This window comes from Roseateles paludis (genome assembly GCF_039872745.1).
Classification (GTDB): domain Bacteria; phylum Pseudomonadota; class Gammaproteobacteria; order Burkholderiales; family Burkholderiaceae_C; genus Pelomonas; species Pelomonas paludis.
The window spans coordinates 208222-233805 of the sequence record NZ_JBDPZD010000002.1 but is presented as its reverse complement, the minus strand read 5'-3'; the positions used below and the strand labels follow the sequence as shown (position 1 = coordinate 233805).

26 protein-coding genes are annotated in these 25584 nt (G+C 68.4%); 14 read left to right on the top strand and 12 right to left on the bottom strand.

Annotated features, from left to right (window positions below; translation table 11 throughout):
• Positions 1-71 precede the first annotated feature (71 nt).
• The 4 genes from ABDJ85_RS06945 (at position 72) to ABDJ85_RS06930 (ending at position 5531) form a co-directional block, all read left to right on the top strand.
• Complete coding sequence (locus tag ABDJ85_RS06945; protein WP_347704045.1) at positions 72-1625, top strand: helicase HerA-like domain-containing protein; 1554 nt, start codon at positions 72-74, stop codon at positions 1623-1625.
• A gap of 125 nt (positions 1626-1750) precedes the next feature.
• Complete coding sequence (locus tag ABDJ85_RS06940) at positions 1751-2932, top strand: sensor histidine kinase (protein WP_347704044.1); 1182 nt, start codon at positions 1751-1753, stop codon at positions 2930-2932.
• Positions 2929-3726, top strand: a complete 798-nt coding sequence (locus ABDJ85_RS06935) for a LytR/AlgR family response regulator transcription factor (RefSeq protein ID WP_347704043.1) — start codon at positions 2929-2931, stop codon at positions 3724-3726. The genes ABDJ85_RS06940 and ABDJ85_RS06935 overlap by 4 nt, the downstream gene beginning before the upstream one ends.
• A gap of 47 nt (positions 3727-3773) precedes the next feature.
• Complete coding sequence (locus ABDJ85_RS06930; RefSeq protein WP_347704042.1) at positions 3774-5531, top strand: glutamine--tRNA ligase/YqeY domain fusion protein; 1758 nt, start codon at positions 3774-3776, stop codon at positions 5529-5531.
• Between the two features lie 13 nt (positions 5532-5544).
• On the opposite strand, the gene ABDJ85_RS06925 is transcribed toward ABDJ85_RS06930, so the two are convergent.
• The 9 genes from ABDJ85_RS06925 to minC form a co-directional block, all read right to left on the bottom strand.
• The gene (locus ABDJ85_RS06925; protein ID WP_347704041.1) at positions 5545-6258 is read right to left on the bottom strand and encodes a substrate-binding periplasmic protein; all 714 of its coding nucleotides are present in this window, start codon (positions 6256-6258) and stop codon (positions 5545-5547) included.
• 188 nt (positions 6259-6446) lie between these two features.
• Positions 6447-7358, bottom strand: coding sequence for a hypothetical protein (locus ABDJ85_RS06920; RefSeq protein ID WP_347704040.1), 912 nt, complete (start codon positions 7356-7358; stop codon positions 6447-6449).
• Between the two features lie 36 nt (positions 7359-7394).
• Positions 7395-7604, bottom strand: coding sequence for a hypothetical protein (locus ABDJ85_RS06915; RefSeq protein ID WP_347704039.1), 210 nt, complete (start codon positions 7602-7604; stop codon positions 7395-7397).
• 101 nt (positions 7605-7705) lie between these two features.
• Entirely contained in the window at positions 7706-9112 is a 1407-nt protein-coding gene (gene dbpA / locus ABDJ85_RS06910; protein WP_347704038.1) for an ATP-dependent RNA helicase DbpA, read from the bottom strand.
• A gap of 24 nt (positions 9113-9136) precedes the next feature.
• Positions 9137-10060, bottom strand: a complete 924-nt coding sequence (locus ABDJ85_RS06905) for a tRNA dihydrouridine synthase (RefSeq protein WP_347704037.1) — start codon at positions 10058-10060, stop codon at positions 9137-9139.
• Positions 10057-10569 carry a M48 metallopeptidase family protein gene (locus tag ABDJ85_RS06900; protein WP_347704036.1) on the bottom strand — a complete coding sequence of 171 codons (513 nt, stop codon included), beginning with the start codon at positions 10567-10569 and terminating at the stop codon, positions 10057-10059. Before ABDJ85_RS06900 ends, ABDJ85_RS06905 begins: the two co-directional genes overlap by 4 nt.
• Positions 10570-10608: 39 nt before the next feature.
• Positions 10609-10866: a cell division topological specificity factor MinE gene (gene minE / locus ABDJ85_RS06895; protein ID WP_347704035.1), complete on the bottom strand. Its 258-nt coding sequence runs from the start codon at positions 10864-10866 to the stop codon at positions 10609-10611.
• Positions 10867-10879: 13 nt separating this feature from the next.
• A complete protein-coding gene (gene minD / locus ABDJ85_RS06890; RefSeq protein WP_347704034.1) occupies positions 10880-11698 on the bottom strand; it encodes a septum site-determining protein MinD in 819 nt (272 codons plus the stop codon).
• 11 nt (positions 11699-11709) lie between these two features.
• A complete protein-coding gene (gene minC, locus ABDJ85_RS06885) occupies positions 11710-12525 on the bottom strand; it encodes a septum site-determining protein MinC (RefSeq protein ID WP_347704033.1) in 816 nt (271 codons plus the stop codon).
• Between the two features lie 532 nt (positions 12526-13057).
• On the opposite strand from minC, the gene metG reads away from it, so the two are divergent.
• The 3 genes from metG (at position 13058) to ABDJ85_RS06870 (ending at position 17938) form a co-directional block, all read left to right on the top strand.
• Positions 13058-15100, top strand: a complete 2043-nt coding sequence (gene metG, locus ABDJ85_RS06880; RefSeq protein WP_347704032.1) for a methionine--tRNA ligase — start codon at positions 13058-13060, stop codon at positions 15098-15100.
• A gap of 143 nt (positions 15101-15243) precedes the next feature.
• Positions 15244-16902, top strand: coding sequence for a SulP family inorganic anion transporter (locus tag ABDJ85_RS06875; protein ID WP_347704031.1), 1659 nt, complete (start codon positions 15244-15246; stop codon positions 16900-16902).
• Between the two features lie 115 nt (positions 16903-17017).
• A complete protein-coding gene (locus tag ABDJ85_RS06870) occupies positions 17018-17938 on the top strand; it encodes a hypothetical protein (protein WP_347704030.1) in 921 nt (306 codons plus the stop codon).
• Between the two features lie 12 nt (positions 17939-17950).
• On the opposite strand, the gene ABDJ85_RS06865 is transcribed toward ABDJ85_RS06870, so the two are convergent.
• Complete coding sequence (locus ABDJ85_RS06865) at positions 17951-18358, bottom strand: MerR family transcriptional regulator (protein WP_347704029.1); 408 nt, start codon at positions 18356-18358, stop codon at positions 17951-17953.
• Positions 18359-18739: 381 nt separating this feature from the next.
• Between ABDJ85_RS06865 and ABDJ85_RS06860 the strand changes: the two genes are divergently transcribed.
• From ABDJ85_RS06860 to ABDJ85_RS06850, 3 genes are read left to right on the top strand one after another with little or no spacing between them, the layout of a single operon-like run.
• Positions 18740-19081, top strand: coding sequence for a YnfA family protein (locus ABDJ85_RS06860; protein ID WP_347704028.1), 342 nt, complete (start codon positions 18740-18742; stop codon positions 19079-19081).
• Between the two features lie 16 nt (positions 19082-19097).
• Positions 19098-19307, top strand: coding sequence for a DUF3460 family protein (locus ABDJ85_RS06855; RefSeq protein WP_347704027.1), 210 nt, complete (start codon positions 19098-19100; stop codon positions 19305-19307).
• Between the two features lie 21 nt (positions 19308-19328).
• Positions 19329-20201: a segregation and condensation protein A gene (locus tag ABDJ85_RS06850; RefSeq protein WP_347704026.1), complete on the top strand. Its 873-nt coding sequence runs from the start codon at positions 19329-19331 to the stop codon at positions 20199-20201.
• A gap of 1 nt (position 20202) precedes the next feature.
• Here ABDJ85_RS06850 and ABDJ85_RS06845 read toward each other — a convergent pair whose 3' ends face one another.
• Together ABDJ85_RS06845 and ABDJ85_RS06840 are read right to left on the bottom strand one after the other, a co-directional pair.
• Positions 20203-21108, bottom strand: a complete 906-nt coding sequence (locus tag ABDJ85_RS06845; RefSeq protein WP_347704025.1) for a DUF808 domain-containing protein — start codon at positions 21106-21108, stop codon at positions 20203-20205.
• A 10-nt stretch (positions 21109-21118) separates the two neighbouring features.
• Positions 21119-21586 (bottom strand): MaoC family dehydratase, encoded by a 468-nt coding sequence (locus ABDJ85_RS06840; protein WP_347704024.1) that lies wholly within the window; start codon positions 21584-21586, stop codon positions 21119-21121.
• A 27-nt stretch (positions 21587-21613) separates the two neighbouring features.
• On the opposite strand from ABDJ85_RS06840, the gene kefF reads away from it, so the two are divergent.
• The 4 genes from kefF (at position 21614) to ABDJ85_RS06820 (ending at position 25564) form a co-directional block, all read left to right on the top strand.
• Positions 21614-22294: a glutathione-regulated potassium-efflux system oxidoreductase KefF gene (gene kefF, locus ABDJ85_RS06835; RefSeq protein ID WP_347704023.1), complete on the top strand. Its 681-nt coding sequence runs from the start codon at positions 21614-21616 to the stop codon at positions 22292-22294.
• Positions 22291-24150, top strand: a complete 1860-nt coding sequence (gene kefC / locus ABDJ85_RS06830) for a glutathione-regulated potassium-efflux system protein KefC (protein ID WP_347704022.1) — start codon at positions 22291-22293, stop codon at positions 24148-24150. The genes kefF and kefC overlap by 4 nt, the downstream gene beginning before the upstream one ends.
• Positions 24151-24254: 104 nt before the next feature.
• Positions 24255-25211, top strand: coding sequence for a PEP-CTERM sorting domain-containing protein (locus ABDJ85_RS06825; RefSeq protein WP_347704021.1), 957 nt, complete (start codon positions 24255-24257; stop codon positions 25209-25211).
• Positions 25133-25564 (top strand): DUF1841 family protein, encoded by a 432-nt coding sequence (locus ABDJ85_RS06820; protein ID WP_347704020.1) that lies wholly within the window; start codon positions 25133-25135, stop codon positions 25562-25564. The genes ABDJ85_RS06825 and ABDJ85_RS06820 overlap by 79 nt, the downstream gene beginning before the upstream one ends.
• The last annotated feature ends 20 nt before the right edge of the window (positions 25565-25584 follow it).

Below are 25584 nucleotides of genomic sequence, written 5' to 3'. Positions count from 1 at the left end.
CATAGTGCTGAGCAGGGGCCGGCGGCCGATAGACTTTCAAGATCCCGGTCTTGTCGGAGTACCTGCCCACCATGCCCACCCCCATCCTCCTCGCCCGCCACGGCGACGCCGTTGCTGAACTGCTGCCTGCGCTGGCCAACCGCCATGGCCTCATCACCGGGGCCACGGGTACGGGCAAGACCATCACGCTGCAAAAGCTGGCTGAAGGCTTCAGTCAGATGGGGGTGCCGGTCTTCATGGCTGACGTGAAAGGGGACCTTACGGGCATCAGCCAGGCGGGCAAGCCGAGCGAGAAGCTGCTCGGCATCCTGAAGGAGCGGGGGCTGGAGGCGCCGGCTTCGGTGGCCTGCCCGACCACGCTGTGGGACGTGTTTGGCGAGCAGGGCCACCCAGTGCGGGCGACGGTGTCTGACATGGGGCCGCTGCTGCTGTCGCGCATGCTGGCGCTGAACGAGACCCAGGCCGGCGTGCTGCAGATGGTGTTCAAGATCGCGGACGACAACGGCCTCTTGGTGCTGGACCTGAAGGACCTGCGCGCGATGCTGCAGTACGTGGGTGAGCACGGCAGCGAGTTCACCACCCAATACGGCAATGTCTCGGCCGCCAGCGTGGGCGCCATCCAGCGCGGGCTGCTGCAGATCGAGGCCCAGGGGGGCGACAAGTTCTTCGGCGAGCCCATGCTCAACATCGCCGACTTCATGCAGACCGACGCTGGCCAGGGCGTCATCAACATCCTGGCTGCCGAGAAGCTGATGGCCGCGCCGCGGCTCTACGCGACCTTCCTGCTGTGGATGCTGTCCGAGCTGTTCGAGACCCTGCCCGAGGTGGGCGACGTCGAGATGCCGAAGCTGGTGTTCTTTTTTGACGAGGCGCACCTGCTGTTCAAGGACGCACCGGCGGCGCTGATCGAGCGCATCGAGCTGGTGGTGCGCCTGGTGCGCTCCAAGGGCGTGGGCGTCTACTTCGTGACGCAGAACCCGCTCGATGTGCCGGACTCGGTGCTGGGCCAGCTGGGCAACCGGGTGCAGCATGCGCTGCGGGCCTTCACGCCGCGTGACCAGAAGGCGGTGGTGACGGCGGCCGAGACCATGCGCCCCAAGCCGGGCCTCGACATTGCCGCCGCCATCACCGAGCTGGCCGTGGGCGAGGCCCTGGTGAGCCTGCTGGACGAAAAAGGCCGCCCCAGCGTCACCGACCGGCTCTACATCCTGCCGCCGGGCAGCCAGATCGGGCCCATCACGCCGCCGCTGCGCCAAGCCTTGATCGCCAACTCCCTGGTGGCCGGCGTGTACGAGAAGGCGCTGGACCGTGAGTCGGCCTACGAGAAGCTGATGGGCCAGCCAGCGGCGGCGGCCGGTGCACCGTCGGCGACGCCCGCTAGCCCGGTGCGTGGGGGGGCGGCGCCAGCCGCGCCTGCACCGGCCGAGTCCGGCGGCGGGCTGATGGACGGCCTCAAGGACGTGCTCTTTGGCAGCACCGGCCCGCGTGGCGGCCACAACGCCGGCCTGGCCGAGGCAGCCGCCAAGTCGGCCGTGCGGTCCATCGGCTCGGCCGTGGGCCGCGAGATCGTGCGGGGCGTGCTGGGCAGCCTGCTCGGTGGTGGTTCGACCCGGCGGCGGCGTTGAGTGCCCGTGCGTGTTGTGGTCTGCCGGCGGGGCAGTTCACGGGTGCCTGCAGCGGCTCGCGCCGCCTCGCGCCCATTCATCGCGCCGGGCTGGCTGCTTGATACCTGCGGCGCGAGGATGCTGACATGACACCGCAATTGCCACGCCAGGTCTTCGACGCCGACTGTGCGGCCGAGCACCCGTTGATGCTGCCGAAGAACCTGCGTTGGAGCGAGCGGCGCCACTTCCTCACCGCGCTGGCCATCTGCCTGGTGGTCAGCCTGGTGATGTTCGCGTTCCGGGGGCGCGATCTGCTGCCCATGACGGTCTATTCGATCTTCATCGGCCTGCCCAGTGCCTACAGCATCCGCGGGTTGCAGCACCTGCTGTCACGCTGGCTGCTGCTGCGCCGGCCTGACGACGTGCGCCTGCAGCACGGCTGGGTCGGCTGGGGCTGGGCGTCGCCCTGCATCGTGCTGGGCTCCCTGGTTGGCTATGTGGTGGGCGTCTGGGGGGCGGACCAGGTTTTCGGCTTCCGCTCGGTCTACATCTGGGAGCAGGCGCCGGGGGCAGCCGCGCTGTCGCTGGTCATGATGACCTTCATCTCCCTGGTCATCACGGTGGGGTTCTATTCCTACTTCCGGATGCAGGCACTGCAGCTCGCGCAAGCCGATGCCCAGCGCCAGGCGGCCGAGGCCCGCCTCACGCTGCTGCAAAGCCAGTTGGAGCCGCACATGCTGTTCAACACCCTGGCCAATCTGCGGGTGCTGATCAAGCTGCGGCCCGACGATGCTCAGACCATGCTGGACGAGCTGATCGCCTACCTGCGCGCCACGCTGCAGGCCAGCCGCAGCACCAGCCATGCGCTGCGCGACGAATTTGCGCGCCTGGGCGACTACCTGGCCCTGATGCAGCGCCGCATGGGTGCGCGCCTGCAGGTGCAACTGGACCTGCCCGCCGAGCTGGCCGAGGTGCAGGTGCCGCCGCTGCTGCTGCAGCCCCTGGTTGAGAACGCCATCAAGCATGGCCTGGAGCCGCATGTGGAAGGCGGCCGCCTGGTCGTGAGCGCACAGCGGGACGGCGATCAGCTTGTGCTGCGGGTGCAGGACAACGGCGCGGGCCTGGCCGGCATGACGGGGCAGTCGGGGCCTGCGGCCCCGGGGCAGTCCGACGCCGACCCCTTCTCGCCCCAGGCCGTGGGGACGGGCTTTGGGCTGGCCCAGGTGCGCGAGCGCCTGCTGCACCGCTACGGCGCCGCCGCGCGTTTTGAGCTTCAATCCCTGCCCGCCGGCGGCACGGCGGCCACCATCACCTTGCCTGCATCATGACCATCACCGCCCTGATTGCTGAAGACGAGGCCCTGCTGGCCGAGGCCCTGCGCGCTGAACTGGGCGTGCTCTGGCCCGAGCTGGACGTGGTCGGTATCGCGCCGCACGGTGCGGCCGCCGTCGAGATGGCGCTGCAGCAGCGCCCGCAGGTCTGCCTGCTCGACATCCGCATGCCGGGCATGACGGGCCTGGAGGCGGCCGCCGCCATCACCGAGGACTGGCCGCTGGATGCCGGCAGTCCGCCGCTGTTCGTCTTTGTGACGGCCTACGACCAATACGCCGTCCAGGCCTTCGAGCGGGCAGCGGTGGACTATGTGCTCAAGCCTGTGCAGACCGAGCGCCTGCGCGCCACCGTGCAGCGCCTGCAGGCCGCCCTGGCCACCCGGGCGCCGGCCGCCGACGCACTGGCCGCGAGCGTGGAGACCCTGCGCGCGCTGCTGAGCGCCACGCCGGTGGCTGAGGTCTCGCAGCGCCTGCGCGTCGTGCAGGTGGCCCATGGCAGTGCCGTGCTGATGCTGCCCGTCGAGGAGATCGACTTCTTCGAGGCGGCCGATAAATACGTGCGCCTGACCCACCAGGGCCGCGAGCACCTGATCCGCATGTCGCTGCGCGAGCTGCTGCCGCGCCTGGACCCGGACCGCTTCTGGCAGATCCACCGCGGCTGCATCGTGCGGGTGGACGCCGTCGAGCGCGCCGAGCGCGACGAATCCGGCCACGTGACCCTGCACCTGCGCGGCCGGCCCGAGCGCCTGGCGGTGAGCCGGATGTACGCGGGTCTTTTCAAAGGGCTGTGAGAGCGGCCCCGGGGATAATCGCCGGCTGAATTCTTCGCCTGCACCCCATGACCGAGCCGGTTCGCGCCAACAACTTCCTGCGACATCAAATCGAGGGTGACCTCGAAGCCGGCACCCTGGCCGGCCGCCACTTTGCCGGCAGCCCGGGCGATGCCGCCCACCACGCCGCCGGCCCGCTGGACGAAGCCCGCATCCGCACCCGCTTCCCGCCCGAGCCCAATGGCTACCTTCACATCGGCCACGCCAAGAGCATCTGCCTGAACTTCGGGCTGGCGCGCGACTACGGCGGTGCCTGCCACCTGCGCTTCGACGACACCAACCCCGAGAAGGAAGAGCAGGAGTACGTCGATGCCATCAAGGACATGGTCCAGTGGCTGGGCTGGAGCTGGGGCGACAACCTCTACGAGGCCAGCAGCTACTTCGACTTCATGTACCGCGCCGCCGAGGCGCTTGTTGAAGCTGGCCTCGCCTACGTGGACGAGCAGACGCCCGAGGAAATGCGCCAGAACCGTGGCGACTTCGGCACCCCGGGCACCAACAGCCCCTGGCGCGACCGCAGCCCGGCCGACAACCTGGCCCGCTTCCGCGAGATGCGCGACGGCAAGCACCCCGACGGCGCCATGGTGCTGCGCGCCAAGATCGACATGGCCTCGCCCAACATCAACCTGCGCGACCCGACGATCTACCGCATCAAGCACGCCGAGCACCATGCCACCGGCAACCGTTGGTGCATCTACCCGATGTACACCTTCGCGCACCCCATCGAGGACGCGCTGGAGCGCATCACCCACAGCATCTGCACGCTGGAGTTCGAAGACCAGCGTCCGTTCTACGACTGGCTGCTGAACCAGCTTGCGGACCTCGGCCTGCTGGCCCGCCCGCTGCCGCGCCAGTTCGAGTTCGGCCGCCTCAACCTCAACTACGTGGTCACCAGCAAGCGCAAGCTGCGCCAGCTGGTCGAAGAAAGCCATGTGAGCGGCTGGGACGACCCCCGCATGCCCACCCTCGTCGGCCTGCGCCGGCGTGGCTACACACCCGAGAGCGTGCGCGCCATGGTGGAGGCCACCGGCGTGACCAAGCAGAACGCTTGGATCGAGGACACCGTGCTCGACGGCTGCCTGCGTGCCGACCTGGAGCCGCAGGCGCCGCGTGCCTTCGCCGTGCTGCAGCCGCTCAAGCTCAAGCTCACCAACTTCGCCGAGGTCTTTGGCAGCGACGCGCACCGCGAGCCCTGCGAGACCGCCGCCCACCCGCACAAGCCTGAGCTCGGCCAACGTCGCTTCACGCTTGGCCCCGAGCTCTGGATCGAGACCGAGGACTTCATGGAGGTGCCGGTCAAGGGCTACTTCCGTTTGTTCCCTGGCAACAAGGTCCGCCTCAAGGCCGGCTATGTGATCGAGTGCACCGGTTGCGAGAAGGGCGCTGATGGCAGCGTCACCGCCGTGCTGGCCACCGTGGTGCCCGACACCAAGAGCGGCACGCCCGGTGCCGACGCCGTCAAGGTCAAGGGCGTGATCGGCTGGGTGGCAGCCCACGAGGCCGTGGCGGCCGAGATCCGGCTCTACGAGCGGCTCTTCACCACGCCCCAGCCCGACGCAGGCGAGGGCAACTTCCTCGACTTCGTGAACCCCAACTCGCTGCGCGTGGTACAGGGCTTTGTCGAGCCCTCACTGGCCGGTGCGGTGGCCGACCAGCGCTGGCAGTTCGAGCGCCATGGCTACTTCGTGTCCGACCGGGTGGACCACCGAGCCGACAAGCCGGTCTTCAACAAGATCACGGGCTTGAGGGACAGCTTCGCCAAGTGACGCCCGTGCTGGCTCAGGCCGGCATGCGGTCGTTGCCAAAGTCCGCCAGCGTGCTCTGGTAGAGGCGTTCGATGCTGCCGTCGCGGCGCAGGGACTCCACGGCCTGCGCCAGCCGCTCGATGCGAGCCGGTGTGGATGTGCGGCGCGCCAGGTGCAGCCAGAAGGCCTGCGTCTCCACCTGCACGGGCGGCGCAAAGGCCTGCATCTTGAGGCCCAGACCATGTGCAGCCCCAAACAGGCCCAGGTTGCTGCCGTAGGCAGCATCCACGCGGTCGCTCATCAGCATCTTGATGGCGTGTTCATTGCTGTTGACGGCCTGAAGGCGCAAGCCCGGCACGGCGTTCAAGCGATCGGGCATCGGGAAGCTGCGAGGCACCGCGAGCGCCCGGTCGGCGAGGTCCTGCAGTTGATGCACCGGTGCCTCGCGTCGGCTCACCAGCACCGTGGGCAAGGGCAGCACCTGCGCCACCTGATGGGCCACGGCCCGGAGCTCGTCATTGCTGAAGCGCAGCACCATGTCGGCGCCGCCGTTCTGCAGGCTCAGCACGGTGCGTGCATAGGGCACCACCCGGTTCTCGGCGACGAAGCCGGCACGCTGAGCGATCAGCAGCCCAATGTCGTACATCAGGCCGCTCGGCCCCTGCGGCCCGATCCGGCCGAAGGGTTCGGACTGGATGGTCTCGATGCGCAGCAACTCGGATTGCCCCTGGGCGGGCGCAGCCGGCAATGCAGCCAGCAGCCCCGCAGCACAAAGCTGCCGACGCGTGACGCGAGGGTCCGAGCTATTCCCACGGCATGTCCCAAGGCATGACAACTGCATCTTTCGATTCAAGCACCAATGGATGCAGGCTTACTTGATTTCAGACAAGTCGCTCAGACGGGCTTGCGGGACCGCTTTGCCGCTTAGGGTGCTGCTTATCGGATGTCCAGCCGGTGCTGCGGCCCTGGTGGCGGCTGCCAGCCCGGCGGTGGCTTCAGTTCCAGCACCTGGCGTTTGGCCACTTGCAACTGGTCAATGGCGGGCTTGAGGTGGCGGCGCAGCAGGGCTTGCAGGCTGCCATCGGCATAGCAGCGCTCCAAACCGCGTGTGACGCGCTCAATCAGCACCCGGTTGCTGGGGTGGGTGTGCAGGTACTGCGGCAGTTCGTAGTGCAGCAGCAGGTGGGGCTCGATGGCCAGATCGCTCAGGTGTGCATGGGCGGCAGCCTCGGCCGCGATCTCGTGCAGGCTGCGGCAGAAGAGGTCGGCGCGATTCAGGGCCACCATCTCGAACATGGTTTCGTAGTTCGGCGCTTCGATCACTTGCTGGCCGTTGGCGCGCAGCACCGCCACATCGGGCCATTCGCGCCCCTGCACGTGGCGGAAGCGCGCCATGTCATCCAGGTTGCGAATGCGCGCCAGCTCCGGCAGGCGCTCACGCGGGGCAAAGCACACGCGGTAGCCATTGATGCCCAGGTAGACCGGGAAGGGCACCACGGCCAGGCCCAGGCCCTGGGTGGCGGCCGGTGACGCGGTGATGAGGAAGTTGGCCGGCTCGTTGGCCTGGGCGGACAGCAGCGCCCGGCGCTTGTTCATGGGGCTGGAGTCCACCAGCCGGTAGGGCCCGTAGGTGGCCGCGGTGCGCTCCAGCGCCAGCTGGATGGCGTCGCGCGCGTAGTCGCGGCGGCGGTCGGAGGCGGTGTCGGGCGCGCGCAGGGTGACGACCAGGGGCGCCGACGCATTGGGCGGTGTGGGCGGCGCAGACCAGGCCGCAGGCAAGACCCACGCTGCCGCGCCACCCAGGGCCAGGTGCCGGCGTTGGAGGGCGTGCGCGGCGCGCTTCGACATCGTTGGATGCTAATCCCGCCAATGTGTGGATGTCGTCTAGGGTGAGTCTCTAGCTGCGCGCACCTCCGGGCGGGCGTAGTCCCGACCCACCAAGGTGCGGGCGAACAGGTAGTCCTCCCGCGCGCGCTCACTGAGCGCGTCGAGCTGCACGTCACCCCGCGCGTCGCAGGGGAAACGGAGCAGGGGGCTGCTGCGCAGCAGGGGCGGAAAACACAGCTCGTAAAGGGTGGATTGCGCGTGACTCATGGCCAGCACCTCCTGGGGTCAGCCTAGTCATTCCACAACGCACGAAGCCCCGAAAAGCTGACGCTTGCCCGGCCAGATTGCCTGGCGCCGGCTGCGCAGCTTTAGTCCGCCGCGCTCAGATCGGCCAGCCGGCGCACTTTCACCTTGCGGCCCTTGAGCTTGCCCTGGCTCAGGCGTTTGACGGCCTCGCGGGCGATGCTGCGTTCCACCGCCACATAGCTGTGGAAGTCGGTGACGTTGATCTTGCCGATCTGCGCGGCCGTGAAGCCGGCCTCGCCCGTCAGCGCGCCAAGGATGTCGCCGGGGCGGATCTTTTCCTTGCGGCCGCCGAGGATCTGCAGGGTGTCCATGGCGGGCATGAGCGGCGCGCCCGGGGCGTCCTTGAGGCCATCCAGCGGCTGCCAGACGAAGGGCGCACCCTGCAGCTGCTCGATGCGGCCGACGCGGCCCATCTCGTCGAGGCTGGCGAGGCTCAGGGCCAGGCCCGAGGCGCCGGCCCGGCCGGTGCGGCCGATGCGGTGGACGTGTTGCTCCACGTCGGCGCTGACATCGACATTGATGACGCAGGCGAGGTTGGCGATGTCCAGCCCACGCGCAGCCACATCGGTGGCCACCAGCACCGAGGCGCTGCGGTTGGCGAACTGGATCAGCACCTGGTCGCGGTCCCGCTGTTCCAGGTCGCCGTGCAGGGCCAACGCGACAAAGCCCTGGGCTGCCAGCACGGCCTCCAGGTCTCGGCATTGCTGCTTGGTGTTGCAAAAGGCGATGATCGATTCGGGCCTGAAGGCGCGCAGCAGGCGCGGCACGGCGTCCAGGCGCTGATCCTCAGTGACCTCGTAGGCGATCTGCTCGATGCGGGACGCGGCGGCCTGGGTGCTGCCCGCCACCTTCACGGTCTGCGGCTCGCGCATGAACTTGGCGGCGATGTCCTTGACGCCATCAGGAAAGGTGGCCGAGAAGAGCAGGGTCTGGCGCTTGGCCGGCGCGCGCTTGGCGATGGCCTTGATGTCATCGAGGAAGCCCATGTCGAGCATGCGGTCGGCCTCGTCCAGCACCAGCGTGTTCAGCGCGGACAGGTCGAGCGTGCCCCGCTCCAGGTGGTCGATCAGCCTGCCCGGCGTGCCCACGGCAATGTGGGCGCCGAAGGCCAGGCTCTCGATCTGTGGCTTCATCGGCGAGCCACCACACAGGCTCAGCACCTTGATGTTGTCGGCAGCCCGAGCCAGGCGGCGGATCTCCTGCGTGACCTGCTCGGCCAGCTCGCGGGTGGGGCAGAGCACCAGGGCCTGGACCTGGGGCCGCGAGGCGTCGAGGCGGTGCAGCAGGGCGAGGGCGAAGGCGGCGGTCTTGCCGCTACCGGTCTGCGCCTCGCCGATCAGGTCCTGTCCGGCCAGGGCCAGCGGTAGGCTGGCGGCCTGGATGGGTGTCATCTGGGCGTAGCCAAGCTGGGTGAGGTTGGCCAGCATGGCAGGGCTCAGGGGCAGGCGGGAGAAGGCGGTATCAAGCATCGCCGGATTGTCCGCGCACCGTTCTCAGGGGGGCTGAAGGTATGCGGCCAGCGCCTCGACGCTGGTGAGCGTGCGGACGTCGTCGTAGAGCGCTTCAGCCTCCGGGTAGTGGCGCCGCAGGTAGTGCAGCCATTGCTTGATGCGGCCTGCCTGGTGTTTGGTGGCGACGTGCCTGCGCACCAGGTCGAGGTAGGAGGTCAGCAGTGGCAGGACCTCAGCCCAGGGCAGGGTCGCGCCACCGGCCAGTTGGCGGGCCAGCGCCGGGTTGGCCACCATGCCGCGCCCGAGCATCAGGTGCTCGCAGCCGCTGCGCTCACGCGCCAGGGCGGCGTGCTCGGTCGTCCAGATCTCGCCATTGGCAATGATGGGCAGGGGCACGGCCTCGCGCACGGCGGCGATGCGCTCCCAGTAGGCCGGGGGCTTGTAGCCATCAGCCTTGGTGCGGGCGTGCACGACGATCTCGCTGGCGCCGGCGGCGTGGATGGCGCGCGCGCAGTCGAGCGTGCGGCTGTCGTCCATATAGCCGAGGCGCATCTTGGCCGAGACCATGACCGATGCCGGCACGGCGCGGCGCACGGCCGCCACGATGGCGTGGATCAGCTCGGGCTCGTCCAGCAGCACGGCGCCGCCGCGATGGCGGTTGACACACTTGGCCGGGCAGCCGAAGTTGAGGTCAATGCCCTCAGGCTGCAGCTCGGCCAGCCGCGCGGCGTTCTCGGCCATGCACTGCACGTCAGAGCCCAGCAGCTGCGGGTGCACGGGCACGCCGGCGCGCGTGCGTCCGCCATTGAGCAGCTCGGGCACGATGCGCGTGAAGACGCGCTTGGGCATCAGCTGGTCGGTGATGCGGATGAACTCGCTGACGCAACGGTCCACCCCGCCGACGCTGGTGAGCACCTCGCGCAGCAGGCAGTCGAGCAGGCCCTCCATCGGGGCTAAAAGAATCATGGGGCTGCCTCGGCCTTTCGCTGTGCGTCGAGGTGCATCAGGTAAAGGCGCAGATCAAACTCCAACTGCGCGTAGTCGGGCTCCATGTGCTGGCACAGCTGGTAGAAGGCCTTGTTGTGCTCCAGCTCGCGCAGGTGCGCCAGCTCATGGACTACGATCATGCGCAGCAAGGCAGCCGGTGCCTGCTTGAAGAGCGAAGCCACGCGGATCTCGCGGCGCATCTTGAGCCGGCTGCCCTGCACCTGGGTGCGGCGGGTGTGCGTGCCGAGGGCATGCTGCAGCACACGCAGCTTGGCGTCATAGCCCACATGCTGCAGAGGGCTGGCGTTGCGCAGATGGCGAGCCTTGAGCTCCTGCACATACGCGAACAGTGCGGCGTCGTCGCGCACGCCATGCGGCTCGGGCAGGCGGCGTGCCAGGTAGTCGGCCAGCCGGCCTTCAAGGTGGAGGCGCTCGGCCTGCGCGATCAACTCAGGCGCATAGCCGGCCAGGTAGCGCGCAGCAAGCATGTTGTCGAGCGGGCGGGGCGAGGCCGGGCCCGCCTCGTTTTACTTCTCGGGCAGCTCGATCTTGAGCTCAAGCACTTCCAGGTCGCCCTGGCGCTCCATGCTGACCGAGATGTCCTCGGCATTGATGGACACGTACTTGCGGATGACCTCGACCAGCTCGCGCTGCAGCTGGGGCAGGTAGTCGGGGCTGGCGGTGCTGCGGCCGGCGCGCTCGTGCGCGAGGATGAGTTGCAGTCGCTCCTTGGCGACGCTGGCGGTCTTTTTCTTCTCGCCGAGGAAGAAGTTCAGGAATCCCATCGTCTGGCCTCCTTCACTTGCTACCGAAGATGCGCTTGAAGAAGCCTTTCTTCTCGGCCTCGATGAAGCGCATCGGCTTGCTCTCGCCCAGGAAGCGGGCCACCACGTCGGCATAGGCCTCGGCCACGTCGCTGCCCTGCATCTGGATGGCTGGCGTACCCTGGTTGGAGGCTTGCAGCACGATCTCGCTCTCGGGGATCACGCCGATGAGCTGGGTGCGCAGAATCTCGTTGATGTCTTCCAGCGAGAGCATCTGGCCGCCTTCAACACGGTTGGGGTTGTAGCGGGTGATGAGCAGATGCTCCTTGATGGGCTCTGCGCCTTCGATGGCGCGCTTGGTCTTGCTGGAGAGCATGCCCAGGATGCGGTCGCTGTCGCGCACCGAGGAGACCTCGGGGTTGGTGACGATCAGCGCCTCGTCGGCGTAGTGCATGGCCATCAGCGCGCCGGTCTCGATGCCGGCCGGCGAGTCGCAGACGATGTAGTCGAAGCCTTGGTCCTTCAGCTCGTTCAGGATGCGCTCGACGCCTTCCTGCTTGAGGGCGTCCTTGTCGCGCGTCTGGCTGGCGGCCAGGATGAAGAGCTTGTCGAGCTGCTTGTCCTTGATCAGCGCCTGGCTGAGCTTGGCTTCCTCGTTGATGACGTTGATGAGGTCATAGACCACGCGGCGCTCGACGCCCATGATGAGGTCGAGATTGCGCAGGCCGACGTCAAAGTCGATCACGCAGGTCTTGTGGCCGCGCAGGGCGAGGCCGGTGGCGAAGCTGGCGCTGGTGGTGGTCTTGCCGACCCCGCCCTTGCCGGACGTGACGACGACGATCTTGGTGGCCATCTGCTGGATTCCTAGAAGTTCAAAGCTTGGAAGACGAGTTTCTCGTTCTCGTCGAGGCGGACCTGGGCGGGCTTGCCCAGCACCTCGGGCGGCAACGGGTTCTCGGTGGTGCGGTAGACGCCGTTGATGGAGATGAGCTCGGGCTCCATCGAGTAGGCAAAGATGCGCGCCTGCGCATTGCCGCGCGCGCCGGCAATTGCCTTTCCGCGCAGCGGCGCGTAGATGTGGATGCTGCCGTCGGCGATCACCTCGGCGCCGTGGCTGACCAGGGCCAGCACGACGAGATCACCGCCCTTGGCATAAACCTGCTGGCCCGAGCGCAGCGGCTTGTCGACCACCAGGGTGGGGACGGGTTGGCCGGGGACTTCGACCCGCACTTCGCGGACCACCTCGCGGACGACCTCACGCACAACGTCGCGCCCCGCCGAGGGCAGGTCAGAGCCCGCATCGGCCAGGCCCAGGTGGCGCGCCACGGCCAGCTCGGCCGGCGTGGCACCGCTCACCGCCACGGGCTGCAGCCCGTTGCCGCGTACCAGGGCGACGATGGCTTCCAGGTCCACCTGGCCACTGCCTTCCAGCGGCAGCGGGGCTTGTTCGCCCTCCACCGGCGCGGGCAAGGCTGGCCGCGCGACCTGGCTGAGGTCGATCACCAGGGGTTCGTGGTCAAAGGCCGAGCTGTCGGTCCCGACACGCTGGCGCCAGGCCTCGGCCAGCCGTTCGGGGTCGGACTCGAAAAGCGCCAGGGAAAGGCCGCTGATCTGCCGGGATTTGAGTTCAAACGCGACCGGGGTTTTGGTCCCGCGCGATGGGCTGTCCCTCACTGCCATTCCTCTGCAAAAAAGGCGCGGCAGTGTAGCCCGCGGCCCCGCCCCGTCCGGCTGGGGTTGGCCCCGCCCTGGCGCTGGGCCTCACTGTGGGTAACTCGCCCGTTCCCGCGCCGCGAGGCAGGGTCTGCGCCTTGGATTCGTGCGTTCGCGGGGCTACTTGTCCCCACCGGCGCGGCTTGTCAAGACTTTGTCATGACCGACTGACAAGTTAGGGGTGGCTATCGGAGGTCTGCGCTAAGTGATTGATTCATATAGGCGCTCTGCGGGTGCCAAAAAAATAGGCACGCTAAGCATTTCCGCGTCCTGCAAGGCTTTGCGCGCGGGTGCCCGCGGTTCTCCACAAAGTTTTCCACAGCAGCAGTGGACAGATTCTGTCTGCATTACGAATCAATGACTTGTGACGAGTCCTTGAGGTGATGCAGAGATTTCTGCGCTAACTGCCGCCCGGGTTCCTGATCGGTACGTCCCTAAAATCAGCCCTTCAGCGCGCGATGGCCGGCCCGGCCGCGGCGCCCTCCAAAGCCTCCATTCCATGCCCCGCCAGCTCTTCGTCACCACTGCCTTGCCCTATGCCAACGCCCGCTCCCACATCGGGCACGTCATGGAGTACACGCAGGCTGACATCTGGGTGCGCTTCCAACGCCTGATGGGGCACGAGGTGCACTTCGTCTGCGCCGACGACGCCCACGGCGCGCCCATCATGATCGCGGCCGAGAAGGCAGGCATCTCGCCGCAGGCCTTCGTCGCCGAGATCGCTGCCAGCCGCAAGCCCATCCTTGACGGCTTCCTGATCAGCTTCGACCACTGGCACAGCACCGACGCGCCCGAGAACCACGCGCTCTCGCAGGCCATCTACCGCGAGCTCAAAGCCGCCGGGCTGATCGACGTTCGCGCCATCGAGCAGTTCTTCGACCCCGCCAAGGGCATGTTCCTGCCCGACCGCTTCATCAAGGGCGAGTGCCCGCGCTGCGGCGCCAAAGACCAGTACGGCGACAACTGCGAGAACTGCGGCGCCGTCTACGCGCCCACCGAGGTCAAGAACCCCTACAGCGTGCTCTCAGGCGCCACGCCCGAGCTGCGCTCCAGCGACCACCACTTCTTCCGCCTCAGTGACCCGCGCTGCAAGGACTTCCTGGAGCGCTGGACCCACGAGACGGGCCGCCTGCAGCCCGAAGTGCTGAACAAGATCAAGGAATGGTTCACCGTCGATGAAGAAGGCAAGGGTGGCCTCGGCGACTGGGACATCAGCCGCGATGCGCCTTACTTCGGTATCGAGATCCCCGACGCGCCGGGCAAGTACTTCTACGTCTGGCTCGACGCGCCCGTGGGCTACCTCGCCTCGCTGGCCGCGCACTTCGCCAAGACGGGCAAGGACATGGACGCCTTCCTGGCCGACCCGGCCACCGAGCAGATCCATTTCATCGGCAAAGACATCACCTACTTCCACACCCTGTTCTGGCCGGCGATGCTGCACTTCAGCGGCCGCAAGACGCCCGACCAGGTCTATGTGCACGGCTTCCTGACCGTCAAGGAAGAGAAGATGAGCAAGAGCCGCGGCACGGGCATCGACCCCGGCCGCTACCTCGAACTCGGCCTGGAAGCCGAGTGGCTGCGCTACTACCTGGCCGCCAAGCTCAACGACCGCGTCGAAGACCTCGACTTCAACCCCGAGGACTTCATCAGTCGCGTCAACAGCGACCTCGTCGGCAAGTACATCAACATCGCCAGCCGCGCGGCTGGCTTTGTCGCCAAGCGCTTTGACGGCCAACTCGCCAGTGACCTCGGTAACGAGGGCGAGGCCGTGATCGCCCGCTTGCAAGCGGCTGCGTCCAACCTTGCCGCGCTGTACGACGGCCGCGAGTTCGGCAAGGCCGTGCGCGAGGTGATGGCCCTGGCCGACGTGGTGAACGAATACGTCGACGCCCACAAGCCCTGGGAGCTGGCTAAGCTGGTGGATAAGCAGACCGAGCTGCACCAGGCCTGCTCGACCTGCATCGAGGCCTTCCGCCTGCTGACGCTCTACCTCAAGCCCGTGCTGCCGCAACTGGCGGCCAAGGTCGAGGGCTTCCTGCAAGTGGCGCCGCTCACCTGGGCAGATGCCGCACGGCGCCTGGGCGCACACCGCATCAGCCCCTTCCAGCACTTGATGCAGCGCGTGACGCCCGAGCTGGTCGAAGCGCTCTTCACCCGCCCCGAACCGCCCGCGCCCATCCCTGGCGGTGAACCCATTGCCGCCGAAATCACCATCGACGACTTCGTCAAGCCCGACCTGCGCATCGCCAAGATCGTCAAGGCCGAGCGCGTCGAGGGCAGCACCAAGCTGCTGCGCCTGACGCTCGACGCAGGCGAGGGCCGCACGCGCAACGTCTTCTCCGGCATCGCCGGCGCCTACAAGCCTGAAGACCTGGAAGGCAAGCTCACCGTGCTGGTGGCCAATCTGGCGCCGCGCAAGATGAAGTTCGGCGTCAGTGAGGGCATGGTGCTGGCGGCCAGCCATGCCGACGAGAAATCCAACCCCGGCGTCTTCGTCCTCGAGCCGCATGCCGGTGCCCAGCCGGGCATGCGGATCCGCTGAAGCGAACCCCATGCCCCACGGCGATCAACAACCGCAATGCACCGGCCCCAGCCGGAAGCGTTGCCTGACCGCCGAACAACACCACTGCGGGCCTCCACGGCTGCACGAGTCCCTGTCTCGTGCCATCACTGCCTGGAGGACCCGTGCCAATTCCCTCGCTCCACCCCTTTCGCCCCCGCGCCCTCACGTTGCTTGAGGGTGCCTCGCGCGCGCACCTGCTGGTCGACATCGGCGCCGGCCTCACCGTTGGCGTCGTCGCGCTGCCGCTGGCCATGGCCTTTGCCATGGCCTCGGGCCTGCCGCCCGGTGTTGGTCTCGTCACCGCCGTCGTGGCGGGTTTTCTGGTCTCGCTGTTCGGCGGTTCCAGCGTCCAGATCGGCGGGCCGGCCGGCGCCTTCATCGTCGTGGTCTACGGCATCGTCGAGCGCCACGGTGTCTCGGGCCTGTTGCTGTCCACTTTGATGGCCGGTGTGCTGCTCTTTTTGATGGGCCTGCTGCGGCTGGGCGCCCTGGTGCGCTATGTGCCCGTCACCATCGTCATCGGCTTCACCAATGGCATTGCGGTGCTGATCGCGCTCTCGCAACTGCGGGACGCCTTTGGTCTGCACATCCCGGGCAAGCTGCCGGCCGACTTCTTCGCCCAGCTTGGCACGCTCTGGCAACACGCCCCGAGCTGGAACCCCTGGGCCCTGCTGCTCACGGCGCTGTGTTTTGCCGGGCTGTGGTTGTGGCCGCGCCTGTCCAGTCGGGCCCTGCCGCTGCCCGATGAACTGCTGCGCGCGAGCGCCGTGCGCAATGTGACGCGCATTCCCGCGCCCATCGTCGCGCTGGTCAGCCTCACGCTGCTGGCCACGCTGCTGGAGATGCCGGTGGAGACCATCGGCACCCGCTTCGGCAGCATCCCCAGCCACCTGCCGGCGCCGCACTGGCCGCAGCTGGACTGGGCCGCTGCCAAGCAGCTCGTCACGCCCACACTCACCATCGCCTTGCTCGGCGCCGTCGAGTCCCTGTTGTGCGCGCGCGTGGCCGACAAACTCGCCCCCGAGTTGCCCCGCCACGACCCCAACCAGGAGCTGATGGCGCAGGGCATCGCCAACTTCGTCAGCCCCTTGATGGGCGGCATGCCCGCCACCGGCACCATTGCCCGCACCGTCACCAACATCCGCGCTGGCGCGCGCACGCCGCTGGCTGGCATGGTGCACGCGCTGGCCGTGCTGGCCGCCATGCTGGTGGCGGCGCCGCTGGCCCTGCACGTGCCGCTGGCCGTGCTGGCCGGGCTGCTGCTCTTCGTCGCGTTCAACATGGGCGAGTGGCATGAGTTTGCGCGGCTGCGGCACTTCACCGTGCAGTACCGCACCTTGCTGGTCGGCACCTTCGTGATGACCATCGTTTTCGACCTGACCGTGGCCGTCGAGCTGGGTCTGGTGATGGCCTGCGTGTTCTTCATCTGGCGCATGAGCCAGCTCTTCAGCGTCTCGCCTGCCACGGCTGGCGAGGACGGCACGCAGCGCTTTGCCCTCTACGGCTCGCTGTTCTTCGGCTCGGTCGGCAAGGTTGAGAGCCTGCTGGACGACGTGCTGCCGCAAACGCGCTGCGTCGAGCTGGACCTGCACCGCCTCGTTCAACTCGACACCTCGGGTCTGGAGGCCCTGCGCCAACTGCACCAGGCCCTGCAGCGGCGCGGTGTGGTGCTGCGGCTGCTCGACGTCAACAGCCAGCCGATGTCGCTGATGCGCCGCTCGGGTTTTGCGGCCGAGCTGGGCGAGGCGCAGCTGGTGGCCAGCGGGGGGGCGCGCTACTAGGGTGCAAAACGGCGCAAAGACGCATTCCCGCAGCCAAAAGGATCACGCGATGTTTGGGGGCTGACAGGGCCAGGGCCGGTGCCTAGGCTATCGATATTCCACACCGGAGTTCGACATGCAAGCCACTCGCCTTCTTGCCACTTTCCCCCTGGCTGCAGCGGTGCTTGGCGCCCAAGCGGCCGAGCTTGGTCAGCAGGACCTCGGCAGCACAGGCGCCCTGGTCTCCAGCTGCGCTGGCATCGCCACCGGCGCCTTCCCCACCGAGGGCAATCGCTTTGACTGGCAGATCGGCAAGTCCAACTGCTCGGCCTTCTCGACGACCACGCCGGGCCAAGTGCTCAGCGCCAGCAACAGCTACACCCAGGCCACGCCGTCCATCCAGGCGGATACGCACGGCAGCGCGCAGTACGGTTCGGTCGGCATGTATGCGCACTTCCGCGCCAATGCCAGCGCCGGCTTTGCCGCCAGCGAAACCACAGCGGGCTGGACCGACACGCTCACCCTCATGCCCGTCAACCCGGCCCAGCTCGGGCAGAACGCGGTGCTGAGCTTCAGCGTCCACCTCGACGGCGTGCTCGACGGCCTGCCCACCGGCAACAGCTACACACGCATCGGCACCCAGGTGTGGCTCAACAACGCGACCACCGCCTCCAACTTCCGCGCCCAGGGGCAGGGCCAAGGCGGGTTTCCGTTCCACAAGGTGATCGACCAGGATCTGAACTTCAACGTCACCGTCAAGCTGGGCACGCCCTTCGAGCTGGGCGTGTTCTCGCGCGCCTCGGTGGGTACGGCCGGCGCCGGCCCCAACTGGTTCAGCGAAGCCACCAGCGACTTCGCCAGCACCCTCACCTGGCAGGGCATCAGCGGCGTGACGCTGGCCGGCAATGCAATTGCCTACACGCTCAGCAGCCAGAGTGGCATTGATTGGACCCAGGCCTACACGGCGTCCGTGCCCGAGCCGGCCCCATCGGTGCTGCTGGGGCTGGGGCTGTGGGTGGTGGGGCGGCGCGCCAAGGCCGTGCGCACCAGTGCCTGAGCGGGCTGCGGTTCAGCCGCCGGCTGCCAAGGCCGTGCACGATCCGCCGCACCCGCCCTCACACCGGGCCAGCACGTCCATCAGGCCCAGCTCCATGCGCCGCAGTGCGCGCAGGCGGTCGCGCACAAGGGTGAGCTGCGCTTCGGTGCGCTGCTGCAACGTGCCGCAAGCGCGTTCGGGTTGCTCGGCCCAATCGGCCAGGCTGCGGATGTCGTCCAGCGGGAAGCCGATCTCGCGGCAGCGTTGGATGAAGGCCAGGCGCTGCAGCGCGGCGGCGTCGTAGACCCGCTGCCCGCTGTCGCGCCGCCGGGCGGGGGGCAGCAGGCCGATGGACTCGTAGTAGCGCAGCGTCGGGATGCTCAGGCCGCAGCGGCGGGCGGCTTGGCCGATGCTGAGGTCACGGGGTGGGCGTGGGGGCATGCGGTGGATGCTATCGGCACCCGCTCCCACAGTCGCCACCGGTGCTGCAGCTCCCTGGAGCCTGCGGGTCCACCGAGCAGGCCGGGGCAGCCCGACGGCGGCGCCACAACAGCACGGCGCCGATCCCGAGGACGCCAAGCGCCGCGATCGCGCCGAACTCCAACCAGGCGGCAAGCCCGACCACGCCGCCAGCGCCGCCAGCGGCGACCAGGCCAGCCATCAGGGGCGCAGCGCAGCAGGCCGCGCAGGCGGTGATCAGGCCAAGGGCGGCTAGGGCAGGGCGGGGCAGGGGCATGACGGGCTCCGGTGTTGGAAAGCGCCATGCTGAAACCTCAAGCCACTTGAGGGTCAAGCCCCAGCCGAGCTTCCACAATCGCGCCCATGGACATCGCCAAGGCCCTGGGCCTCTTCATCGCCACCGCGCTGGCCGAGATCGTGGGCTGCTACCTGCCCTGGCTGTGGCTGCGGCAGGGCGCGTCGGCCTGGTGGCTGCTGCCGGCCGCCGGCTCGCTGGCGCTGTTTGCTTGGCTGCTGACCCTGCACCCCAGTGCGGCCGGGCGGGTCTATGCCGCCTATGGGGGCGTCTACATCGCCGTGGCGCTGGCCTGGCTGTGGGCGGTGGAGGGGCAGACCCCGCGTGTGACGGACTGGGTGGGGGCGGCACTGTGCCTGGTGGGCGCCGCAGTCATCGTGCTGGGCGCCCACCTAAAATCCCCCCATTGATCCCGAGAGTCTGACCATGCCGCTGTTCTGGAAGCCTTACACCTCCGAAGTCACCAACTTCATCGCCGACCTGAAGAAGGCCCGCCCCACGCTGGAAGAAGAGCAGCGTGCCGGCCGTGCGCTGCTGTGGGACAAGCCGCAGGACCGTGAAGCCCAGGCTGGCTTCCGGGAGGCCCGTGTGGCCCAGAAGCCCTACGTCTACCAGACCGACGCCTCGCACGAGTAATCAGCGCGTGGCGCTGGCGCGATGAGCACCGATCTCGACGAGCCCTCGGCGGCCTCGGCCGAACTGCCCGAGGCGGTTGATACCGTCGCGGTGGCGCGGCTCTATGGCGAGCCGCTGTTTCAGCTCCCGCTGGACCTCTACATCCCGCCCGACGCGCTGGAAGTTTTTCTGGAGGCCTTCCAGGGGCCGCTGGACCTGCTGCTGTACCTGATCCGCAAGCAGAACTTCAACATCCTCGACATCCCGCTGGCCGACGTGACGCGCCAGTACCTGAGCTATGTCGACCAGATCCGCGTGCGCAACCTGGAGCTGGCGAGCGAATACCTCTTGATGGCGGCCATGCTCATCGAGATCAAGTCGCGCATGCTGCTGCCGCCGCGCAAGACCGAGGACGGCCAAGAGGCCGAGGACCCACGGGCCGAGCTGGTGCGCCGCCTGCTGGAGTACGAGCAGATCAAGCTGGCCGCCGCGCGGCTTGACTGCCTGCCGGTGCTGGGCCGCGACTTCCTGCGGGCGCAGGTGCACATCGAGCAGTCGCTGGCGCCGCGCTTCCCCGACGTGAACGCCGACGACCTGCGCGAGGCCTGGGCCGACATCCTCAAGCGCGCCAAGCTTAACCAGCACCATCGCATCACGCGCGAGCAACTCTCGGTGCGCGAGCACATGAGCCTGGTGCTGCGCCGGCTGCAGGGCAAGCGTTTTGTCGAGTTCGAGCAGCTGTTCGACCCCTCGCGCGGCCAGGCCGTGCTGGTGGTGACCTTCATCGCGATGCTCGAGCTCTCGCGCGAGCACCTGATCGAGCTGACCCAGGCCGAGGCCTTTGCGCCGATCTATGTGCGCCTGGCCTACAGCCCGGTGGAGAGCCTAGGCGAATCCGCAGCGCTGTTGCAGTGACTCAGCGGCCGCGCAGCTTCTGCACGGCCACCACCCCCGCCAGTACCAGGGCGCCAGCGATCACGCCCACCAGCGCGTTGGCGACGTTCTCGACCACGACCGCCCCGACGCCGCTGTGCCCGCCAGCCAGGTGGGCAATGAGGTGATGCACCGGCCCCAGGCCATGCACGAGGATGCCGCCGCCAACCAGGAACATCGCCGCCGTGCCCAGCACGGAGAGCAGCTTCATCAGCTGCGGCGCGGCGGCCAGCAAAAAGCGCCCCAGCACCTGCGCCGCGCCGCTGGCCTTGCGGGAGAGCCACAGCCCCGCGTCGTCCATCTTCACGATGCCGGCCACGAAGCCGTAGACGCCCACCGTCATCGCGATGGATACCGCCACCAGCACGGCCAGCTGCTGCTGCAGCGAGGCGCTGGCCACGGTGCCCAGGGCGATGACGATGATCTCGGCCGAGAGGATGAAGTCGGTGCGGATCGCGCCCTTGACCTTCTCGCGCTCAAACGCCTTCATGTCGACCTGCGGGTCGGCAAGGGCCTGCACCAGCTCCTGGTGGTGGGCCTCGTCTTCGGCCTCGCTGTGCAGGAACTTGTGCGCCAGCTTCTCAAAGCCCTCGAAGCACAGGTAGGCGCCGCCCACCATCAGCAGCGGCGTCACGGCCCAGGGCGCCAGGGCCGAGATGGCCAGCGCTGCTGGCACCAGGATGGCCTTGTTGATGAGGGAACCCACGGCCACCGCCCAGACCACCGGCAGCTCGCGGTCGGCGTTCACGCCAGTCACCTGCTGCGCGTTCAGCGCCAGGTCGTCACCCAGCACCCCGGCCGTCTTCTTGGCGGCCACCTTGGTCATGGTGGCTACGTCGTCGAGGACGGTGGTGATGTCATCAAGCAGGACAAGCAGACTGGAAGCCATGGAGTAGCAATCAGGGGAAGAAACGAACGACCGATTCGGCCACGCACACCGGCTTGCTGCCGCCTTCGCGCTCGACGCTAACCTCCAGCACGGCCTGCAGGCCGTCCTGTGGCAGCGGCTCGCAGGCCAGCAGCTTGACGGTGCCGCGCAGCCGGCTGCCCACCGGCACCGGCGCCGGGAAGCGCACGCGGTTGAGCCCGTAGTTGACGCCCATGCCCAGGCCATCGATCGCAAAGGCCTGGTTCATGAACACGGGCAGCAGCGACAGCGTCAAAAAGCCATGCGCGATCGTCGTGCCAAAGGGGCCGATCGCGGCGCGCGCGGGGTCGACGTGGATCCACTGCGCGTCGCCGGTGGCGGCGGCAAAGGCGTCGATGCGGGCCTGGTCAACCAGGACCCAGTCGCTGTGGCCCAGCTGCGTGCCCACCAGGGCGGGCAGGGCGCTGAGCGATGGAATGTGGCGGGGTGGCGTGGACATGAGGGGCCGCACGTTAACCTAAGGGCCATGGTCGATGCCGCTCCCACCACCACCCCAAACACTGCCCCGCCAGACATCCTCGTGCTGGCCGCCCACCCGGACCTGGCCCGGTCCGCCGTGACCCGCAGCTTCCTGGCCGCGCTGCACGCCGCCGGTCTGGCGCCTCGCGTGCAGGTGCACGACCTCTACCGCCGCTACCCCGACTTCCATATCGACGCCGAGGCCGAGCGCCGCGCGCTGAGCCAGGCGCAGTTGCTGGTGATGCTCCACCCCCTGCACTGGTACGGCATGCCGGCGCTGCAAAAGTTGTGGTGCGACGAGGTGCTGCAACTGGGCTGGGCCTATGGCCCTGGCGGCACCGCGCTGGCGGGCAAGGACTTGTGGCTCGTCACCTCCACCGGCGGCACGGCCGAGGCCTACAGCACCGGCGGCCACCATGGCCTGCCCTTCGAGGCCTTCACCTTGCCCTACAGGCAAACGGCGCGCACCTGCGGCATGCGCTTCCTGCCCGTGCAGGTGCTGCATGGTGCCCACCGCGCCAGCCAGGCCGAGATCGACGCCCAGGCCCGGCGCTTCGTGGCCCAACTGTCTGCCTACCCCGACTGGTGCGAGGACGTGGAAGCCTGCCCCGAAGACTGCCAGGACGCCGTGGGCCTGGACGACCGCCCCGCCGCCTTCTCGGCGCTCTCCATCGGGGGCGCCGCATGACGCACGAGAACTGGTTGATCGTGCCCCTGGTGCTGCTGGCCGCCGCCGTGGTGGCCGTGCCGCTGGCGCGCTGGGCGCGGCTCGGGTCCATCCTGGGCTATCTGGTCGCCGGCATCGTGGTCGGGCCCCAGGTGCTGGCCTTGATCCACGAGCCCGGCACCATCCTGCATGTGGCCGAGCTGGGCGTGGTGCTGATGCTTTTCCTCGTCGGCCTGGAGCTGGAGCCCAAGCGCCTGTGGGCCATGCGCCGGCCCATCTTTGGATGGGGCAGCGTGCAGTTGCTGGGCTGCGCGGCCGTGCTGGCCTTGCTGGCCGTGGCCGTTGGCGTGCCTTGGCGCCTGGCCGTGGTGGCCAGCCTGGGGCTGGCGATGTCGTCCACCGCCGTGGCCATGGCCGTGCTGGCCGAGCGCAACCTGGGCCGCACCAGCGCGGGCGAGAGCGTGCTGAGCGTGGCCCTGCTGCAGGACATCGCCGCCATCCCCGTGCTGGCCCTGGTGCCCTTGCTGGCCGTGGGGGGCTCGGCCGCCGAGGCCGAGGGCAGCGCCTGGCTGGCGGCAGCCAAGGCGGTGGCGGCCATCGTCACCATCGTGTTTGGCGGCCGGCTGCTGCTGCGCCCCGCGCTGCGCTGGATCGCGCACAGCCGCACGCCTGAGATCTTCACCGCCGCCGCGTTGCTGCTGGTGCTGTCCACGGCGGCGCTGATGCAGTTTGTCGGCCTCTCGATGGCGCTGGGCGCCTTCCTCGCTGGCGTGCTGCTGGCCGAGAGCGAGTACCGCCGCGAGCTGGAGACCGACCTGGAGCCCTTCAAGGGCCTGCTGCTTGGCCTCTTCTTCATCGCCGTGGGCATGGGCCTGGACCTGGCCGCCGTGGCCGGCCAGCCGGGCACGGTGCTGGCCGTGCTGGTGGCGCTGCTGGTGGGCAAGTCCCTGGTGCTGGTGCTGATGGCGCGGGCCATGAAGCTGCCCGTGGTGGAGCGGCCGGCGTTTGTGATCCTGCTTGCCCAGGGCGGCGAGTTTGGCTTTGTGGTGTTCCAGCTCGGCGAGGCCAACGGCGTGCTGAGCAGCGCGCAGAACTCGGCCCTCGTGGCCGCCGTGGCCATCTCGCTGGCCGTCACGCCGCTGCTGCTGACCTTGGCCGAGCGCTGGACCACGCGCCGCGTCGCTGCCAATGGCACGCGGCCCGACGAACCCCCGCCGCCACCCGCCCCCATCCTCATCGCCGGCAGTGGCCGTTACGGCCAGGTGGTGGGCCGGCTGCTGCACGCCTGCGGCCTGCAGGCAACGGTGCTGGACCACGATGCCGAGGCCATCGAGAGCCTGCGCAAGTTCGGCTTCACCGTCCACTACGGCGATGCGACCCGGCTCGACCTGCTGCGCGTGGCCGGGGCCGAGACGGCACGCGTCATCGTCGTCGCCGTGGACGACATGGCCACCAGCCTGGAGATCGTCGAGCTGGTGCGCGAGCACTTCCCGCAGGCCCAGATCGTGGCCCGGGCGCGCAATGTCACCCACTACTTCAAGCTGCGCGAGCTGGGCCTGACCCACATCGAGCGCGAGACCTTCGACGCTGCTTTACGCAGCGCCCGCAGCGTGCTCGAACTCACCGGTATGGAGCCTCACGCCGCACGCAAGCACGCGATGCGCTTCCGCCAGCACAACATCGAGCTGCTGGAGGCCACGCTGCCGCTGCAACGCGACCAGGCCGCCCTCGTCGCCGCCGCCAAGGCCGGCCGCCAGCAGTTTGATCAGCTGCTGGCCGTGGAGCGCGAGGCCGAGGCCGCGCGGTATGCCAAGGCGCGTGCAGGTTGGAGTGACGGGGCAGATGCCGCGTCAGGGGACGGGCGCGCCACCCCCTAAGTTGCGTGGGCGGTGGATGTCCGGGTCGGGTGCTTCTCCCCGTTGGTGCGAGGGTCAGGGCTTCAAGCGCCCATCCTCGGCCCAACCTTTGACGGGAGATCACCATGTCCATCACCCTGCCGCGCCGCCTCGGGCGCCTGTGCCTCGCCCTTTTCGCTCTCAGCGCGCTGGCCGCCTCGCTGCCCGCGCTGGCCCAGCAAAGCCAGCTCTTCGTGACCATGAATGTGCACTCGACCAGCTTCCTGAACCCAGGCAGCGGCGAGCAGCGCTTCGCGCCCACCTTCAACTGGATCGACGACCCGCGCGCGGCGCAGATGCAGTCGGAAAGTCTGACGGCCACCTATGCCGGTGGCACCGGCGTGGGCGAGTTTGAAGGCCGCATCGGACTGCTGCGCGCCTATGCCTCGGGCAGCTACCCCTATTGCTGCGACCCCCAGGGCCACCGTATCAACTACGGCTATGCCGGTGCCACCGTGCAGGCGCGCTTCTACGACACCATCGCCGTCACCGGCCCTGGGCTGGCGGTGGGCACGCCGGTCAGCTACACGGTCAACTTCAGCATCACGGGCACGCTCTCCAACCCCAACTTCGAGAGCGGCGGTTTCTTGTCAGCCGACGGCCTGGCCGAAGTGCGCCTGCGCGACATGACCAGCTACGCCGAGGTGAACAAGAGCTGGGACGCCAAGAAGGACGCGCCGGGGGTCTACCAGCTGACGCTGAACACCTTCGTGGGTCGCAATATCTCCATCGCCGGCATGCTCTACGCCGGGGCGGACGTGAGCGACTACGCGCGATCCGCACGCTACGCCGAGGCCGACTTTGCGCACTCGGCCGGGTATGAGCTGATCCCGTCCGTGGCCGGCTTGAACACCACGGGCGCCAGCGGCCACAACTTCCTGGCCGCACCGGTGCCCGAGCCCGGCACTTGGGCCCTGATGGCCGGCGGGCTGCTTGTGCTGGTGGCCCGGCGACAATCCCGCGCATGTTCGCCCCGTCCCAGCTCCAAGTCCGGCAGTTCTTCTGCGGCACCTACCGTAAATGGCGTGACGGCACGCCGCTGATCCCGATGGAGGCGCTGGCGGCCGACTGGATCGCCGAGCACCCGGAGTACCACGCCGAGCTGGCCGACGAGGCGGCTGCGCTGGACAAGGTCTACACGGTGGAGGAGGGGCGCACCAACCCCTTCCTGCACCTGTCCATGCACCTCTCGATCACCGAGCAGCATGGCATTGACCAGCCCACCGGCATCCGCCAGGCGCTTGATTTGCTCTCCGCCAGGCTGAACTCGCGCCACGAGGCGCAGCACATCGCCATGGAGGCATTGGGGCAGATGGTGTGGGAGTCCCAGCGCAGCGGCCGGCCGCCGGATGGCGAGGCCTACCTGGAAAACGTTCGAAGAGCAGCGACTAAGTAGCGCTCGAACGTCCGACTGCG

Coding starts and splice junctions, on each gene's coding strand:
- ABDJ85_RS06865 (WP_347704029.1), bottom strand. CDS start 18,358: ATGCCCCCACGCCCACCCCGTGACCTCAGCATCGGCCAAGCCGCCCGC.
- ABDJ85_RS06915 (WP_347704039.1), bottom strand. CDS start 7,604: ATGAGTCACGCGCAATCCACCCTTTACGAGCTGTGTTTTCCGCCCCTG.
- ABDJ85_RS06840 (WP_347704024.1), bottom strand. CDS start 21,586: ATGTCCACGCCACCCCGCCACATTCCATCGCTCAGCGCCCTGCCCGCC.
- ABDJ85_RS06860 (WP_347704028.1), top strand. CDS start 18,740: ATGGACATCGCCAAGGCCCTGGGCCTCTTCATCGCCACCGCGCTGGCC.
- ABDJ85_RS06930 (WP_347704042.1), top strand. CDS start 3,774: ATGACCGAGCCGGTTCGCGCCAACAACTTCCTGCGACATCAAATCGAG.
- dbpA (WP_347704038.1), bottom strand. CDS start 9,112: ATGCTTGATACCGCCTTCTCCCGCCTGCCCCTGAGCCCTGCCATGCTG.
- kefF (WP_347704023.1), top strand. CDS start 21,614: ATGGTCGATGCCGCTCCCACCACCACCCCAAACACTGCCCCGCCAGAC.
- ABDJ85_RS06940 (WP_347704044.1), top strand. CDS start 1,751: ATGACACCGCAATTGCCACGCCAGGTCTTCGACGCCGACTGTGCGGCC.
- ABDJ85_RS06825 (WP_347704021.1), top strand. CDS start 24,255: ATGTCCATCACCCTGCCGCGCCGCCTCGGGCGCCTGTGCCTCGCCCTT.
- ABDJ85_RS06855 (WP_347704027.1), top strand. CDS start 19,098: ATGCCGCTGTTCTGGAAGCCTTACACCTCCGAAGTCACCAACTTCATC.
- ABDJ85_RS06945 (WP_347704045.1), top strand. CDS start 72: ATGCCCACCCCCATCCTCCTCGCCCGCCACGGCGACGCCGTTGCTGAA.
- ABDJ85_RS06920 (WP_347704040.1), bottom strand. CDS start 7,358: ATGTCGAAGCGCGCCGCGCACGCCCTCCAACGCCGGCACCTGGCCCTG.
- ABDJ85_RS06870 (WP_347704030.1), top strand. CDS start 17,018: ATGCAAGCCACTCGCCTTCTTGCCACTTTCCCCCTGGCTGCAGCGGTG.
- ABDJ85_RS06935 (WP_347704043.1), top strand. CDS start 2,929: ATGACCATCACCGCCCTGATTGCTGAAGACGAGGCCCTGCTGGCCGAG.
- ABDJ85_RS06900 (WP_347704036.1), bottom strand. CDS start 10,569: ATGCTTGCTGCGCGCTACCTGGCCGGCTATGCGCCTGAGTTGATCGCG.
- minD (WP_347704034.1), bottom strand. CDS start 11,698: ATGGCCACCAAGATCGTCGTCGTCACGTCCGGCAAGGGCGGGGTCGGC.
- ABDJ85_RS06905 (WP_347704037.1), bottom strand. CDS start 10,060: ATGATTCTTTTAGCCCCGATGGAGGGCCTGCTCGACTGCCTGCTGCGC.
- ABDJ85_RS06850 (WP_347704026.1), top strand. CDS start 19,329: ATGAGCACCGATCTCGACGAGCCCTCGGCGGCCTCGGCCGAACTGCCC.
- ABDJ85_RS06845 (WP_347704025.1), bottom strand. CDS start 21,108: ATGGCTTCCAGTCTGCTTGTCCTGCTTGATGACATCACCACCGTCCTC.
- minE (WP_347704035.1), bottom strand. CDS start 10,866: ATGGGATTCCTGAACTTCTTCCTCGGCGAGAAGAAAAAGACCGCCAGC.
- kefC (WP_347704022.1), top strand. CDS start 22,291: ATGACGCACGAGAACTGGTTGATCGTGCCCCTGGTGCTGCTGGCCGCC.
- ABDJ85_RS06820 (WP_347704020.1), top strand. CDS start 25,133: ATGTTCGCCCCGTCCCAGCTCCAAGTCCGGCAGTTCTTCTGCGGCACC.
- metG (WP_347704032.1), top strand. CDS start 13,058: ATGCCCCGCCAGCTCTTCGTCACCACTGCCTTGCCCTATGCCAACGCC.
- minC (WP_347704033.1), bottom strand. CDS start 12,525: ATGGCAGTGAGGGACAGCCCATCGCGCGGGACCAAAACCCCGGTCGCG.